The organism is Dyadobacter ginsengisoli DSM 21015 (genome assembly GCF_059568735.1).
The window spans coordinates 286,310-302,962 of record NZ_JCANTY010000010.1; the positions used below are offsets into that span (position 1 = coordinate 286,310).

General features: G+C 43.9%; 12 protein-coding genes. 9 read left to right on the plus strand and 3 right to left on the minus strand.

Annotated features, from left to right (window positions below; genetic code table 11):
- Nucleotides 1-55: 55 nt before the first annotated feature.
- From BP71_RS32125 to BP71_RS32145, 5 genes are all read left to right on the plus strand, one after another.
- The gene (locus tag BP71_RS32125; RefSeq protein WP_496385734.1) at nt 56-1,321 is read left to right on the plus strand and encodes a restriction endonuclease subunit S; all 1,266 of its coding nucleotides are present in this window, start codon (nt 56-58) and stop codon (nt 1,319-1,321) included.
- 3 nt (nt 1,322-1,324) lie between these two features.
- Nucleotides 1,325-2,446 carry an AAA family ATPase gene (locus BP71_RS32130; protein WP_496385735.1) on the plus strand — a complete coding sequence of 374 codons (1,122 nt, stop codon included), beginning with the start codon at nt 1,325-1,327 and terminating at the stop codon, nt 2,444-2,446.
- A gap of 6 nt (nt 2,447-2,452) precedes the next feature.
- On the plus strand, nt 2,453-4,087 hold the full coding sequence (locus BP71_RS32135; protein WP_496385736.1) for a type I restriction-modification system subunit M: 1,635 nt from the start codon (nt 2,453-2,455) through the stop codon (nt 4,085-4,087).
- A 341-nt stretch (nt 4,088-4,428) separates the two neighbouring features.
- Nucleotides 4,429-4,716, plus strand: a complete 288-nt coding sequence (locus BP71_RS32140; RefSeq protein ID WP_496385737.1) for a hypothetical protein — start codon at nt 4,429-4,431, stop codon at nt 4,714-4,716.
- 103 nt (nt 4,717-4,819) lie between these two features.
- On the plus strand, nt 4,820-6,532 hold the full coding sequence (locus BP71_RS32145) for a helix-turn-helix transcriptional regulator (protein ID WP_496385738.1): 1,713 nt from the start codon (nt 4,820-4,822) through the stop codon (nt 6,530-6,532).
- On the opposite strand, the gene BP71_RS32150 is transcribed toward BP71_RS32145, so the two are convergent.
- The 3 genes from BP71_RS32150 to BP71_RS32160 form a co-directional block, all read right to left on the minus strand.
- On the minus strand, nt 6,533-9,133 hold the full coding sequence (locus BP71_RS32150; RefSeq protein WP_496385739.1) for a DUF8693 domain-containing protein: 2,601 nt from the start codon (nt 9,131-9,133) through the stop codon (nt 6,533-6,535). It abuts the gene before it with no gap.
- A gap of 282 nt (nt 9,134-9,415) precedes the next feature.
- A complete protein-coding gene (locus BP71_RS32155) occupies nt 9,416-10,327 on the minus strand; it encodes a helix-turn-helix domain-containing protein (RefSeq protein WP_496385740.1) in 912 nt (303 codons plus the stop codon).
- A 53-nt stretch (nt 10,328-10,380) separates the two neighbouring features.
- A complete protein-coding gene (locus tag BP71_RS32160; protein ID WP_496385741.1) occupies nt 10,381-11,193 on the minus strand; it encodes an SDR family oxidoreductase in 813 nt (270 codons plus the stop codon).
- Nucleotides 11,194-11,247: 54 nt separating this feature from the next.
- Here BP71_RS32160 and BP71_RS32165 point away from each other — a divergent pair, with 54 nt between their 5' ends.
- The 4 genes from BP71_RS32165 (at nt 11,248) to BP71_RS32180 (ending at nt 16,612) form a co-directional block, all read left to right on the plus strand.
- A complete protein-coding gene (locus BP71_RS32165) occupies nt 11,248-11,424 on the plus strand; it encodes a hypothetical protein (protein ID WP_496385742.1) in 177 nt (58 codons plus the stop codon).
- Nucleotides 11,425-11,763: 339 nt separating this feature from the next.
- Nucleotides 11,764-12,507 (plus strand): DUF6577 family protein, encoded by a 744-nt coding sequence (locus BP71_RS32170; RefSeq protein WP_440701852.1) that lies wholly within the window; start codon nt 11,764-11,766, stop codon nt 12,505-12,507.
- On the plus strand, nt 12,504-13,565 hold the full coding sequence (locus BP71_RS32175; RefSeq protein ID WP_496385744.1) for a nucleotidyl transferase AbiEii/AbiGii toxin family protein: 1,062 nt from the start codon (nt 12,504-12,506) through the stop codon (nt 13,563-13,565). Before BP71_RS32170 ends, BP71_RS32175 begins: the two co-directional genes overlap by 4 nt.
- Before the next feature lie 68 nt (nt 13,566-13,633).
- Nucleotides 13,634-16,612 (plus strand): TOTE conflict system archaeo-eukaryotic primase domain-containing protein, encoded by a 2,979-nt coding sequence (locus tag BP71_RS32180; protein ID WP_496385745.1) that lies wholly within the window; start codon nt 13,634-13,636, stop codon nt 16,610-16,612.
- Nucleotides 16,613-16,653 lie beyond the last annotated feature (41 nt).

The following is a 16,653-nucleotide window of genomic DNA, read 5'->3' on the forward strand; positions in this document are numbered from 1 at the left end:
TTATGCTAATAAACATCAATACGTTAGTGAACGAATTAATACACTCAACAAAAGAATGAATAATAAGATAAAGTTGGTACCTGCTTTACGTTTTCCCGAATTTAAGGGCCATGAAGAATGGCAGATTGAGCCGTTAGGGGCTTTGAGTAAAGAAATTACTGAAAAAACCAAAGGGCGTAAGTTTAGATTAATGAGTATTACTTCTGGCGCTGGCCTTGTTTCACAGTTAGAAAAATTTGGAAGGGAAATAGCCGGTAATTCATATGATAATTACTACGTAATTCATCGTAACGACTTTGCATATAATAAGAGCTCCACAAAACTTTATAATGAGGGCGAAATAGCTATGTATGAAGGAGATGAGACAGGTGCTGTTCCAAACAGTATTTTCTCTTGTTTTCGTTTTAATAAATCGGTAATTAATCCAGTTTTTGCTAAATATCCTTTTATTAATAATCTTCACGGAAAGTGGCTTAGGCAGTTTATTGCTGTCGGAGCCAGAGCAAATGGAGCACTTCAGGTAAATGTTAAGGATTTATTTTCAACCCCATTTCCTTTCCCAAAACTACATGAGCAGCAAAAAATCGCCTCCTGCCTCTCTTCCTTGGATGAAGTAATCGCAGCTCACACTCAAAAATTGGGAGCTCTCAAAGAACACAAAAAAGGCTTGACGCAAAACCTTTTTCCACAAGAGGGGGAAACGGTGCCGAAAATGCGATTTCCTGAGTTTATGAAAGATGGAGAGTGGATCGAAGATACGCTGGGTGAGCAAGCTACATTTCTAAAAGGGAAGGGGATATCCAAATCTGATATTGTTGAAAATGGCAGTTTGCCGTGTATTAGATACGGAGAACTTTATACATATTATGATGAGACTATAAAAATTGTTAAATCGTACACCAATTTAAGTGTAGCTGATTTAATATTAAGTCGAACCAACGATGTGATTATCCCGGCATCAGGTGAGACCCATGACGATATTGCAACTGCTGCCTGCGTATTAAAGGACGGGATAGCCTTGGGGGGAGATTTAAATATTATCCGAACAAAAATTGATGGCGTATTTTTGTCGTACTACCTGAATAACGTCAAGAAAAAACAAATAGCTAAACTAGCCCAAGGAATTGCTGTGGTTCATCTTTATTCTAACCAATTGAAGAAGTTAAGAATAAATATCCCCAGACCTAGTGAGCAGCGAAAAATAGCAGAATGCCTCTCTGAGCTAGATACATCTATTAATGCGCAAGTTCGAAAAATTGAGCGATTAAAATTACATAAAATTGGTCTAATGCAGCAATTGTTTCCTAAACTGGTAAAGTAACATATGAGTGCTGAGAAAAAGTTGTATAAATACAAGACTTTAAAAAATGTAGCTATTAGACTACGTGATGATCTAAACGACCATCATTTTGTTTTGCTTTATGCATATAATGGGACCGGAAAAACGCGCCTATCAATGGAATTTAAAGACATATCTAAGAGGCGTAAGAAGAATCCGGTTAGAGACACGCTCTACTACAATGCTTTTACAGAGGATCTTTTTCACTGGAATAACGATCTGGCAAATGATTTTGAACGTCATTTAATCGTTAATCAAAATTCCATTTTTTTTGAAGGTTTTAAAGAACTGGCGTTGGAAGAAAAAATTTTTGGATTTCTTGAACGATATGCAGACTTTAACTTTACTATAAATTATGACTATTGGAATATAGTTTTTAGAAAGCAAGTAAAGAACCTTAGGTTTAGGACAGATTCTGATGAACCTGAGTACGTTATACAACATAATATTAAAGTTTCTCGAGGTGAAGAAAATATCTTTATATGGTGTATTTTTCTTGCCATTTGTGAGCTATGCATAGACGGCGATCAATCATATAATTGGGTAAAGTATATTTATATTGACGATCCGATTTCATCACTTGATGACAACAATGCCATCGCAGTAGCTAGCGATTTAGCACAATTATTAATTAAAGGGAAAGATAAGGTGAGGGTGATTATTTCGTCGCACCATGCTTTATTTTTCAACGTTATATATAATGAACTTAGGAATATCCCACATAAAAGCCATTTTCTTCACAAAACTGGGATCGAAGGTTACGTACTAAGAGCCACTAATGATACCCCATTCTTTCATCATGTTGCCTTGCTGAGCGATTTAAAAAAAGCATCAGAGACTGGTGTAATAAACACTTATCATTTCAATATGTTACGCAGTGTTTTGGAGAAAACGTCTACCTTTTTTGGTTATGATGAATTTTCCAAATGTATTTATGGAGTAGAAGATGAATTACTTTATTCGCGTGCTCTAAACTTACTTAGTCACGGCAAATATTCAATTTATCAGCCGGTTGAGATGAATTTGGATAACAAAGAATTGTTTAACAGGATATTGGAAGCGTTTCTAGCTAAGCATAGCTTTCAATTACCTGAAATTTTTGCATAAAAACATATGACACAAAAACAACAACAGCAGCAACTAGGAAAAACCCTTTGGAATATAGCAGACCAGTTACGTGGAGCAATGAATGCGGATGATTTCCGCGACTATATGCTTTCGTTCCTCTTTCTAAGATATTTGTCATCTAATTATGAAGAATCTGCTAAAAAGGAGCTTGGTTCTGATTATCCGCAATTAGAAAAGGACGATAAGCAAGCACCTTTGTCAATTTGGTATGCCGCCAATGAAACTGATGTGCCGGAGTTTGAAAAACAGATGCGCAGGAAGGTGCATTATGTGATTCTGCCAAAATATCTTTGGAGCAACATCGCAGAGCTGGCACGAACACAAAGTGATGTATTATTAGAAACACTTGGAAATGCATTTAAATATATTCAGGAAAAATCTTTTGAAAATGCTTTTCAGGGACTATTCTCTGAAATAAATCTTAACTCTGAAAAACTCGGCAAAACTGAGCCAGAAAGAAATAAGAAACTTATTATCATTATTCAGAAAATTGCAGAAGGTATTAAGGGTTTTTCGACAGATTCGGATACTCTAGGTGATGCTTATGAATATCTTATAGGTCAGTTTGCGGCGGGTTCGGGTAAAAAGGCAGGAGAGTTTTACACCCCCCAGCAAATTTCAACCATTCTATCAGAAATCGTGACCTTAGATAGCCAAGATCCTACATCGGGCAAAAAGAAAAAGCTGGATAAAGTTCTGGATTTTGCTTGCGGTTCCGGTTCTTTATTGCTGAATGTGCGGAAGCGAATAAAGGATAATGGGGGTAGCATCGGTAAGATATATGGGCAAGAGAATAACATCACCACCTACAACCTTGCGCGAATGAATATGCTGCTGCACGGGATGAAGGATACGGAGTTTGAGATTTTTCATGGAGACACATTGTACAATCAGTGGGATTTGCTCAAGGAAATGAATCCCGCCAAGAAGATCGAGTTCGATGCTATTGTTGCTAATCCGCCGTTTAGCTTGCGGTGGGAGCCGAATGATACTTTGGGAGATGATTTTCGTTTCAAGGGATACGGCTTGGCTCCTAAGTCGGCCGCAGATTTTGCGTTTTTGCTGCATGGCTTTCATTTTCTTGGAAAAGAGGGCACGATGGCGATTATCTTGCCGCATGGTGTTTTATTTCGCGGAGGTGCAGAGGAAAGGATCCGAACGAAGCTTTTGAAGGACAATCACATTGATACCGTCATCGGTCTACCTTCCAATTTGTTCTATTCTACGGGTATACCTGTATGTATCTTGGTTTTGAAAAAATGCAAGAAGCAAGATGACGTGTTGTTCATCAATGCAAGTCAGGATTTCGCAAAGGGTAAGCGCCAAAATACGCTGAGAGAAGGAGAAGATGGAGAGCCCAATGACATTAAGAGGATTATAGACACCTATCAATACCGACCTGAGCATATTGAACGATATGCCCGCAGGGTTTCAATGGAAGAAATCGAGCGGAATGGCTACAACTTGAATATTTCGAGATACGTGAGTACCTCGGATGATGAAATTCAGATTGACTTGGCGGAAGTCAACAAAAAGCTGGTTGCCATCAATGAAAGCATCAAAACACATACCGACGCTCACAATACTTTTTTGAAGGAATTGGGACTGTCGCCAATCTGAATGTAATGTACTTAGCTGTCGTAAAGTGGCAGAGTTGCTTTCATCATTTTACAAAAATCTTCGCGCTCGCAGTAAGCTTTCCATTTTGGAGTAGTTTCTGCGGGCGCACTCGTGTTGTGCCGTTTCGATTTGCCGATGGTTCATTGACCCATTTTGGATCAAAACTTTCCTCTATATTTGCCCCGCAAATTCCATTCAATGTTTATGAAATCATTAGTTAAAATCAGGCCAAAATGGCCTTGGAGAGGCATACGGGTGCAAGTCCCGAGACCTGATCGATGGTTTCCATTGATGGAGTTTGCGGTGACCTCTCCTTATTCATCCACCCAAATCCATTTCAAATGCAAACTCCGAATGGTCCCGGTGTCGACTCGAACGAAAATTCAGTCAACCCAACGCACGATGCACGTCACGCATCAAACGCCAGCGCACCACTGACAGATTCACAAGCCGAATTCTGGTATCTCGTGGAATCCCAGGGCTGCAAGGAGCTGGCGCATTCGCTCAAAATGGTACATGATCTGGCGCTTTATCATTCGGATATTCCGTTTGATAAGGCCGAAAAGTCGGCGCTATTTGATGTGAAGGTGCTTTGGGAAGGCTTTGAGAAGATGGGGGCGAAAGTTTAGGAATTGTAGGACTGTTGGCGACAGTCCTTTTTTGTTTTGTTAAAATATTGCTACACAAATCTTGTAGCACCACACTATATTTGCAAGCCAACGCTTCTCCGCTATGAAATTGCTGCACAGCGCTTTTCTTGCAATATTCCTGGTAGCATTGTATGCGGGCAATGCTTTTGCGCAATGGGATCATTTGCTGCACAAAACTTATGCGCAGCGCTATCGCGATGTCGGTAAGATCTATCTCCGAATCATGCCCAACCGTGATACAACGGCTGCATTCGCTTCGATGGATTCCATCAGAAATTTTGCGATTGCGCACCATGATAAAGACCTGGAACTGGAATCGGACCTTTTGAAAGCGTTTTACCTGACCGTCTGGAACAAAACGCAGACCGAACGGATCGTCGCCGCGCTGCATGACCTTGCGGCAAGGGCTGCCGAGCAGGGGAACCTTCAGATCAGTGTACGGTCGAATAAGGTACTTGCCGATTATTATTGGGACGATGAAAAGAATTATGAACTGGCATTTGAAACCTTCATCCGGGAAGAACATTTTTTGAACCAGGTAAGCTCTGACGTACTGCCTGACAAGGGTTATTGCCTCATCAATATGGCCAGTGCTTACCACCATTTTTCGGATTACAAAAAGGCGCTGTCACTCTACCGCGAGATCCTGACTTTGAAATACAACCCCGATCAATACGCCGGATACAATTCGGCACTTTGTGCGATTGGCAACATTTACCAGCAGCAAAGCAACCTGGATTCGTCGGACCATTACTTTCGAAGGATCATCCGAAAGGAATCTCCCGGCAACTTTGCGGTTTGGGAGGCTATCGCGAAGGGCGGATTGGGTGAAAATGCTTATTTAAGAGGCAATTACGCGGAGGCAGTTCCCCTTTTGCAGTATAATATTGATCATGCCGTGTCACAAAATGATTTCGGGCGGGCGGCGGAATTGCTGATTATCCGGGCCGATATCTGTTTGAAAAACAATGCTTTCGATCAGGCAGGACAACTGGCCGAAACTGCGCGACGCTACCTGAATCTTTCTCCCGCCGATCGGTACAAACATTTTCCTGAACTCTATTCCGTCCTCGTAAAAGTATCGGCTTCGCGGGGCAAGGCACGGCTCGCTGAGATATACCTGGATTCGGCCTTGATCGCAAAGGACAGCCTGACCCGCATGTACAATGCCCGACTGATGTTGCGGGCGCAGCAGAAAATCGAGCTGCGGGAACTCCGTTCTAAAATGGAAAAGGCGGAGTCCGACCAGAAATTGAAATTGATTGAGCGCAATCTATTATTAGTGCTTGTCCTGCTGGTTGCTGCGGGTGCTGTTTATGTGTACCGCACTCAGCGCAAACGTCATCAGCAGGCCCAGCAATTGAAAGAATTGCAAATCAGGCAGAAAGAGCAGGAACTCGAAAACGCGACCCTGCAACTGAATGAATTTGCCCGCAACATTTCCGAAAAAAGCAAGCAAATCGAGGCATTGGAAAGTAGACAGGGCCCCGATGCCGAGGCCCTGTCGCAATTGCGTCAAAGTACCATCCTGACACAGGATGATTGGGATTATTTCAAAAAACTCTTCGGCAAAGTGCATGGCGATTACCTCCGCCGGCTCCGCGAAAAATTCCCCGAGCTCACTCAGGCCGAAATACGCTTCATCGCGCTGACCAAGCTGGGATTGGGCTACCCGGAAATGTCGGCCACGCTCGGTATCAGCAGCCACGCCGTGCGCACGACCAAATACCGGCTGCTGAAAAAGATCGAAGTTCCCGGCGACCGCAGCCTGGAAGAGGTCGTGATGGATATCTGATTATCTGTTGATCAAAACTTTCTGGGTTGTTTTACTACCATCAAACCAGTCAACCTCCACGACGTGTATGCCTGGCGTGAGTTGGTTTACCCGGATCCCGTGACCATCTATCTTGCCAAAATCGAGAACCGCGTTTCCTTTCAAATCAAGTATGCGTACGTGCGAAACATGGCCTGGGTCATTGATAAATAATTGATCATTAGCGGGATTTGGATAAACAATCCTGCGGTCAAAGTCTTTAAAATTAAGACTCCTGATCCTGCTGTATGCAAATGTGGCGTCTGTGCCGTTCGCCGAGCGATCTATCATGCGCAGACGGTAGAGATTCTCCGCTGAAAAAATCGGATTTAGATCTACAAATTGATAATCAACCAACTCCTTGCTCTCGCCCTGAGACCTTACCGACCCGATCTGCAGCCAATCCTTACCATTGACACTCCGTTCTATTTCGAAGCGGTCGCTGTTCGTTTCAGAGGAAGTTGACCAGCTGAGAAGGGCTGTGCTTCCCTCCCGGGCGGCGTCGAAACGTGTCAGCGTGACGGGAAGCGGGCTACCTGGATTGGTCACTACAAAAGGTGAAAAGCTGGTAATGCTAGCGCGTCTTTTGTAATAGGGGTCAGCCCCGAATGCCTGACTGGCGGCTGTCGGATCCCAGCCCGTGCTTTTATAATGCGAAATAAAGCAAAGGTTGCGGTCAAATGAGGACAGTTCATCGGTAGCATTCCAGTATAGCTGGAGTATCGCACTTGACCCGCCAGGCACATCTTCACTGATATACCAGGTTTTATTTACCACCATGCTGCTCACCGGGCTACCCTGGGGATTGTTATCCAGATAGGATGAAAAAGCGCCTTCGCCGACACGCACAGTAAAATTGTCCGCGCTGCCCTGATTAGCGAATACCACCGGCGTATAGCTGGTTTCGGTACCTACCGGAAAGGTGAATTCGTCGAAACCGACATTGTTTTTTTTGAGTCCGCCGGTGCCGTTTGTAATGAAGTACGTCCCCGCGCCGGCACCACTCATTATGATACCATCGGCCAGGGTTAAAGTATTGTTACCCAAGGCGATTTTGGTCGTGCCGGAAAAGAATACATACGAGCTGATCTTCGCATCGCCGGTAAATGTTTTATTGGCGCCGCCGACGGAAAGCATATAGTATAGTCCGCCTGGAATGGTTTGCGGACTGGTTCCCGAGAAATAAACAGATGCACCGGGAGCATCGGCGCTAAAAACGCCTGTACCCGTCACGTTTCCTGATATTTGAATGGCGGCGAATTCATTCAGGTTCAGGATTACACCCGGCCCCATGGTAATGTCGTGAGCGAAGGCATCCGAAGTCCTTATGACGGGTTGCCATAAAGAATTTTCAGGAAAGAAAATATTTGTCGTTGGGCCGGGAACTACACCATCGGACCAATTGTCTGGCAAATTCCAGTCGTCACTGGTCCCTCCGATCCATGTTCCCGGGACTGGCACCCTATAGTAGAGAAAAGGTACCACATATTTGCACTCCGTATGATTTATTGTTATCTGCAGGAATAACGAATTATAGCCGATAGGCAAAGTTGGGTCGAGCTGAAGACCGTCACCTCCATAGGTGCCGGCTGACCGGGTTAATTCCGCATTTAGAAAGACACCTAAAACCTCCAGTCCGGTTCCTACTCCCGATTCCGTGATCGTCAGCCCGGATTCGTCGGAGATGACCGCCGAACCTGTATGCGTTGCCGCATCGGACAGTTTTTGGAGAAATTGCGGAGCAGCCGCTTCCAGCGTTTTATATTTTAGAATTCCCCTGTTCATAAAAAAACCCTCCTGCAATGTCAGGGTCTCCGTGATGACAGTAAGTCCGGCATTTTCGAATCCCTGAGTCGTGTTTCCTTCAACCTCGAGAGAACCCTGAATTGTAAAAGAAGCACAGGCCAGGTTCTCCGTCTTAACATCAAAGGTCTTTACATCACCCTCGCAGGTAATTTTTCCCGCATTAGTAAAGCTACCGGCGATTATGATGCCCGCAGAAACGCCTTTAATCTGAATTTCACTTCCGGACTCATTTTTAACTGTTCCGTCGGGAAAGACAAACATTCCAATACTGTTATCAGCATAGACAAGCCCACCCGGGAAATTGTTTAAATCACCGGAAAAAACCATAATTCCAATATTTATAGCGCCGCGAGCGGCCAATGTTCCGTAGTTATCAACAACACCATTGCGGATCTCCACCGCGGATGCGTATGGTTCATCCCCAGGCCAGTCATTTGTCGCTACTATTATTCCGTAGTTGGTTAATTTTCCATAGACTGACAGCGAATGATAGGGGGAGGCGGACGACACCACATAGGCATTAGCTTCCACAGTTAAAGAAGCTCCTGAGTCAATCGTAATTTTCAAGAATTCAACGTCCGGACCAGCCGGAATAATGGGACTATTAGTTGTGCCAGCAGGAATAGTAATGGAATCAGTAGAAGTTGGTACACCCCAGGGTGCCCAATTATCATCTGTTGTCCAATTAGTGTCTGAGGCTCCTGTCCAGGTTTTCTGAGCAAAGAGTGTAGAACTTGCAGCACATGTGAAAAGTAGAAGAAGTAGAAGTTTTTGCATTGGGCCAGGATTAGTTAAAGTGAGATGGAACGGATTTGCTGAGAATGAGCAAATAAAGTCATCCGTACCAATGGGACGTATAAAAAGAGTGTCACAAAAACGTCACAATTATTCGCAGGGGCTAAACAACCAGGGCTTGGGAGAAATGAGCGCTCTCTAAAGTGCTTTGGGAGGGCTTCGAGAAGATGGGGGCAAAAGGCTAGGAATTGGAGGACTGTTGGTGACAGTCCTTTTTTGATTTTAAGCTCATCCACAACAAAATGCGATGCCGGTAAGAAGGCGTTAATTCACATTCCTAAACGCAGCCGGCGTCTTCCCAGTCTTCTGTTTGAAGAGCTTATTGAAATACTGGGGATATTCGAAGCCCAGGCCGTAGGCGATCTCGCCGATGGAGCGGCTGCTGCTTAAAAGGATATTTTTGGCTTCCTCAATCAGGTGATAATGGATATGATCCTGCGCGTTTTTGCCGGTTTCTTTTTTCAGGAGGTCGCTCAGATAATTGGGCGATAAATTTACCTGTTCCGCAAGGTATCTGACCGTCGGGAGGCCGCGTTCGCTGAGGTCGCCCAGCCCAAAATAGTCGTTCAGCAGCTTCTCCACCTGCACGATCACCGCATTGTTGGAGGTTTTTCGGGTGATAAACTGTCTGCCGTAAAACCGGGAGCAGTAGTTCAAAAGCATTTCAATGCCCGATACGAGGATGGACTGGCTGTGCACATCGATGTTTTCGTGCAGCTCGACATTGATTTTCTCAACACAGTCCGCCAAAATCTGCTTTTCCTTTTCCGATAAATGCAGCGCTTCCGAGACTTCGTAGGAGAAAAAGCTGTAACTCTTCATTTTGTCACCCAGCGGCGTGCCCCGGATCAGATCGGGATGAAATGACAGGCCCCATCCCGATAACTGGGGTGATTCCTCCATGTCGTCATCCATTTCCAGCACCTGGTTGGGCGACAGACAGATCAGACTTCCATTTGTAAAATCGACCAACTTACGGCCGTATTTGATGTGATTCCGGTTGTAAGTTTTGAAAATCAGCGTGTAGAAATCGGCGGAAAGTTTGGTATTTCCAATGTCCGCGTCACACACCTGGCTGAAATCGATGATGGCCACGAGTGGATGGCACACAGGCTGGTTCAGCCCGAAAAATTTCAACAGTTCCTCGACGGTGCGCAGGTGGATGTTTGTGCTCATAAAAACAAATATAACCTCATTGCGCTGGCAATGAGGCGTAAATGATCTTTAAATTATAAACCGAACTGGGACTTTATGATGCCGGTAAAAGTGGCGTCGTCGGCCTGCTGGCGCTGGGCGATAATGGCTTTGGCATCTTCGCCCGCCGTGTAGCGCAGTTGGTCGGTGCCGTCTGTGGCGGCTTCGTAAATCACGCCGGCCACGACGCTGGCAGGCGAGGCGTCTCCAAACATTGCCTGCGTGGCTACGAGCAATTTGCCGATGATCGGCTGGTATTCCGTCATGCTTTCATCGTTGCTAAAATCCAGCGAGCGGCCTGTAAAATCGGTAGCAATCGCGCCTGGCTCTATGATTTTGACCTTCCCACCGAACTCCTGCACCTCGTAGCTCAGCGATTCGGAAATGCCTTCGACCGCGAATTTTGTACCGTGATACAAGGTTCCCAGCGGGAAGCTCATCTTCCCACCGATCGAAGAAACATTGATAATGATCCCGCTTTTGTTCCTGCGGAAATGCGGCAGCAAAGCTTTGGTCACGTCCAGCAAACCGATCACATTCGTATCAAATTGCCGGATGATCTGCTCTCTCGAAAAAGATTCAAGCACACCGTAAGCGCCATATCCGGCATTGTTCAGTAAAACATCAATCTGCCCAAACCTGGCAATACCTTCGTTCACTGCGTTATCAATGGATGAAGGGTTAAGAACGTCCAGTTTGGTAACCAGTATATTTTCCAATTCTCCTAATTCAGCTTCGTTTTCCGGATTTCGCATGGTGGCGATGACGTTCCAGCCTTTGGCGTGAAATAATTTGGCGGTTTCTTTACCAATACCGCTGCTTGCCCCTGTAATTAAAATGGTTTTCATGATCTCTGATTGTTAAAATGATGCATCAAAGGTCGGCTTGAAAACGGGGCTGGTATGAATACGAATTCAGGGTTGTTGTATACTTTTTACGGTTTGTGGATTGCGTCGGTAGGTATTGCAATATTCTCCTGCTTGCATCTTCGCGAGCACAAAAAAGGCCCTGAAATTCAGGACCTTTATGTTTGGGCGGCCGCCGCACGGAGGGAGACGGGTCTCGAACTTTGCCTTTAATAGGCTCGTAATCAAGGTTTTGTCTCTCTTATTTGAGGTTTACTACACGAATGACTCACTATTTTTTATACATATAGTACAACAGTATATTTGTTATGTATAATTCTTTTAGCGAAAGTTGAGGTGTTTTATTGGTGATTTTCGCTGGTTTTTGAGTGAATTTTCGGGTGTTCAAAGTTTGGAAAATGCCTGTGGGTTTTGGCGGTGGTGACTGCGAGGTTGCTGGGGTGAAGGTACGGAATTTTTAAATTTACTAGGAGCAAAAGCTGATAAATAAAAATCAAACTTTTGGCAATAATGTACTTTTATTGCCGTAAGTTTGATATCTATATCGTTCACATGGCTAAAAGCGCGGGAGTCTTATCAGAGCTTAACTCATTCTTTGGAAAGCAATCAGAGCTTTCTCTGGATGCGCTGCGCCACTATTTTAAAATTAGAGAGCCTGGTATACCGGATGCGACCATCAGATGGCGATTGCATGAGATGGTAGAAGCAGGCATCCTTAGTAGAGCCGGCCGCGGCCTATATCAGTTTGATACTGCGAAAACATATATCCCGCAGATTTCTCCACGAGTGTCGAAAATTAGCAGATTTTTAAAAAAGCAGTTCCCCTTGATCTCTTATTGCGTCTGGGATTCCGGGTTACTAAACGAGTTTGCCCAGCACCTCAGTAGCTATCAATTCATTTTAGTGGATGTAGAGCGGGACGTCATAGAATCGGTCTATTACAAATTGAAGGAGGAATTTAGTGGAACCTTTCTCCGACCATCAGAATCCCTTCTGAATGATGTTTTACCCGACTTTCGATTGCCTCTGGTTGTAAGGAATTTGACCAGCGAGAGTCCCATTTCAAAGCACGAAGACATTCCGGTTGTAACGATTGAAAAAATGTTGGTCGACATATTTTGCGATATAGAATTTTACTATGTAGTAGGCAGTGAGCGGCGTGAGGTGTTCAGTAATGCATATTTTAAGTATACCATTAACGAGAACAAGCTATTACGATATGCAGCTCGTAAAGGCAGGAGAGAAGAAATCCACCAGTATATACTAGAAGGTCAGTTCAACGAACGAGGTCAATGATATCTAAAAATAGCCTTACGCCCGAATGGCTGGCAACTGTGTCTGGCAAGAATAACAAAGCAGATAAAATCTTGGTTGAAAAAGTCATTCGTGCCCTATTGTTACTTGAAGGACTCGCTAGGACAGATCTCAAATTTGTTTTCAAAGGAGGAACGGCGCTAATGCTGCTGATGAATAGTACTAAGCGCCTATCCATAGATATAGATATCATTGTTAGTAAGAAGCAGGATCTTGATGAATTCCTCAACTCCTTTTTAGTCGAACAGGGTTTCACTCGCTTTGAGTTACAAGAAAGAAAAGCAAACACGGATATCGAGAAGGCGCATTACAAATTCTTTTACCAGCCAGTCCACAAGTCGAATCTCGCGGAAGATTATGTGTTGCTGGATGTACTCTTTGAGGAGCCCCACTATACAAAATTACTTGACTGGCCGATAGAGTCCAGCTTCGTTCAACAAGACGGCGAACCGGTATTGGTTAAAATACCAAGCCATGAAGACATACTGGGCGACAAGCTAACGGCATTTGCGCCAAACACTACCGGCATCCCGTATGAGAAGAACGGCGATTCGAGGGCTATGGAGATCATGAAACAACTGTTTGATATAGGTAGCCTGCTGGATGTGGTGGAAGATACAGGAATCATCGGTCAAACGTTTGGTATTTTTGCTACGACGGAGATTGGTTATCGTAAATGTGAAACTGACATCAATGGGGTGCTGGAAGATGTTTATGGAACTGCTCTGCACATATGTAGCCGAGGTGTAGAGGGGAATGGTGATTTTAAAGCCCTCAGCCTTGGTATTACTCAAGTCAAAAGATTCATATTTTCCGAAAATTATCATATTGACCGAGCAATCGTGGATGCCTCGAAGACAGCTTATCTCGCTACTGTTCTTCGCTTGAAGCATGATAAGCTTGAAAAGTATCAAACCGCGGCGGAAGTGAAAGACTGGGTAATTGATCAAAATTTCAACTCAAAGCTTAATAAACTAAGAAAGGGTAATCCAGAAGCCTTTTTCTATTGGTATCAGATTTACTTGTTGAACCAAAAATAACAATCAAACTTTCGGCAGTAAAGTCAATTTTGTGCCGAAAGTTTGAAGCGAACCAAGTTGTCGAAATCATGATTAATCCCTATCATAAGCAACTTGAATTATTTAAATCACTCTTCAAAGGGCGCAGCGACGTTTTTGCTACGCGTTGGGAAAAGGACGGAAAAAGCGGCTACATGCCTGTGTACAGCTTTGACCCTTACCGTTTCATGGCTCATAAAAGAAATGGCGGCACGTTCCAGAATTATCCCGACAAATCCTACCTGGCGCTCAGCGATGAACAGTATAGCAAACACCTTAACGGAGAGCAGCTAGTCGGTCTTTACCCTTTACTTGAAGATAATACCTCTTGGTTTATCTTAGCGGATTTTGATGAAAAGGACTGGATTAGTGAAAGTGTCGAGTTTATAAAAGTCTGTCGGGAACTGTCCATTCCAGCTTATCTGGAACGATCGCGTTCAGGAAATGGCGGCCATGTATGGATTTTCTTCGACCAGCCATATCCTGCTCATAAAAGCCGTAGCGTAATTACATCGTTGCTAACGCAGTCCGGCGCTTTTTCAAGTTTTGATAAAAACTCGAGTTTTGATCGTTTGTTCCCAAACCAGGATAGATTGACGGGGAAAGGATTGGGGAATTTAATAGCACTTCCATTGTACAAATCCACGCTAGTCGCTGGGAACAGCTGTTTTATTGACCTTATAACCCATACTCCCTTTCAAGATCAGTGGCAGTTTTTGAAAGGTATTGAACGTACCTCAACAAAAATCTTAGACAGCATTTTCTCAAAATTATCAGAGGACGAGGATAAAAATGTTCCGTTGCATGAAGATTTGGAAATCGTACTCGCTAACAAGCTAATTCTAAATGCAAATCATATCTCCCTGGCGGTAAGCAATTTCCTGAAAGAGGAGCTGAATATCTTCAACACGGCATTTATTGTCAAAAAGAACAGCGGGAGAAATACCTATCAGACTAAACGCTTTTTTAACCTCATTGAACAATCGAAGAACCTAATATCGCTTCCACGAGGTTTTGCCGGAAAGCTAATTCGTTTTTGCCGAGATAATGGAATTAGCTATCGCTTCACAGACAAGCGGAAGCGGCACGCAAGCATAGCATTTACCTTTAATGCCGCTTTGCGAGAGTATCAGTTACCTGCTGTAAATGAGTCAGATAGAAAGGATATTGGTGTTATTGTAGCTCCGCCCGGGTCAGGAAAGACGGTGATTGCATTAAAAATAGTGGCAGATAAGCATCAGCCGACCCTTATTATCGTCCATCGGAAACAGCTTGCCGAGCAATGGGCCGAAAGAATAGAGGCATTTCTTGGCATTCCCAAAAAAGAAATTGGAAAGATTGTGGGTGGAAAGGTAACTGTTGGGCAGAAAATCACAATTGCCACGATTCAGAGCTTATCGAAATCTGATTCGCCGGATATTTTCCAAGCCTTTGGCTTGATAATCGTTGACGAGTGCCACCATGTGTCAGCTGAGACTTTTCATGATACGCTGAGTAAATTCCATCCTTACTATTGCTACGGTTTGACCGCCACTCCTTTTCGGAAGTATAGTGATGGGAAATTAATATTCGTCCATTTGGGCGAAGTCATAGCTGAGATAAAGTCCGAAGATATCTGTCATGCGAAACGTCCTGAGATCATTATCAGAAACACAAGTCTGGACGTTCCCTTCAACGAGAAAACAGATCGATTCGAAACGTTGTCAAAAATGCTAGTGCATGATTCGGTGCGAAACAGGACGATTTTAGCTGATGTAAGCACAGAGGTGGGGAAGGGTAAAAGGGTAGTGATTCTTACCGAAAGAAAGGAGCACATTGATTCTCTATACCAGTATCTAAAACAGACGTTTGAAGCACTAACACTAAGTGGAGATGACACCGAAAGCGACCGAGCTAGCAAATGGAAACAGTTGAAAGCGAAAAACTATCAGATATTAATCACAACAGGTCAGTATTTTGGTGAAGGAACAGATCTGGACAATGCGCACTGTTTGTTTCTGGTCTATCCGTTTTCTTTTGAAGGCAAATTAATTCAGTACATGGGCAGGGTTCAACGGTCTGAGACCACTCCTACCATTTATGACTACCGGGACATCAATGTCGGATATCTCAATAGGATGTTCCTTAAAAGAAATATTTATTATCGTAGGCTGGCAAAACAAAGAACATTGTTTGATCTGCCGGAAGATTTAGCACCAGAAATATCAACTCCGCAAGAAGTCAGCATTCAGAGAACCATCAGAGTGCCAATTCAATCCCTCGAATTTCTTTTTGGTGGCATCCAATTCACTTTTCAGCCGCAGGAATTGGAACAAACCCTGACTTTCGACATTGAAAATCTAAACATCCGACCTGAGTTTGATGTTTTGAAGCCTTACTTCGAACGATATTTAAAATCTAAGACGGTCGAAATTGATATACACATCATAGTCGAGAAAGGAGTAGTGGTTGCGCAATCTGCCGAATCCGAAGATATAAACAAGTTCAACCGTGAAGTGGTGGAAGCTGTACGGTTTCGCTTCTCCGACAAAATGATCTTCAAAGGAAATCGCTTCATAAAAAGTCAAACGGAACTGAATCAGGAGATTAGTAACGGTCAGGATGGTCAGTTGCTGTACCAGTCAGCCGAGGAGCTGCTTGTTGATGCGCTTGCAAAAGGTAACTACAAACATCAACGGCAGCTAAGATATCTTTCCGAACAGCACGACGGACGCATTCTCAAAATCCGTTTTGTAATGAGCCCCTTTGCCTTTGTTTTCTTACTGGGCGGTGAACACCAATACCACATCGTTATGGAAACCCTCGATACTGAAGAAGCGACCTACATTTGGCATGTTCCCAAAAGTGTTGCGGAACTAAAAAATGCTCTTCAAGCGGTGGAGAATGACCTTAACAAAATCCGCAATGACGGCCGGCAGGAGTTTTTGAAGTCAACCCCTACTCATTTCATCAGAATTCTACATGACTATTCAGATGATCGCAAGGGGTTTGTCATTTGGAAGGACGATTTAGAGGAGCGGTTGGTTTGATTTGCGACACTATTTTGCAATTTTATCCGAATACTATTTCC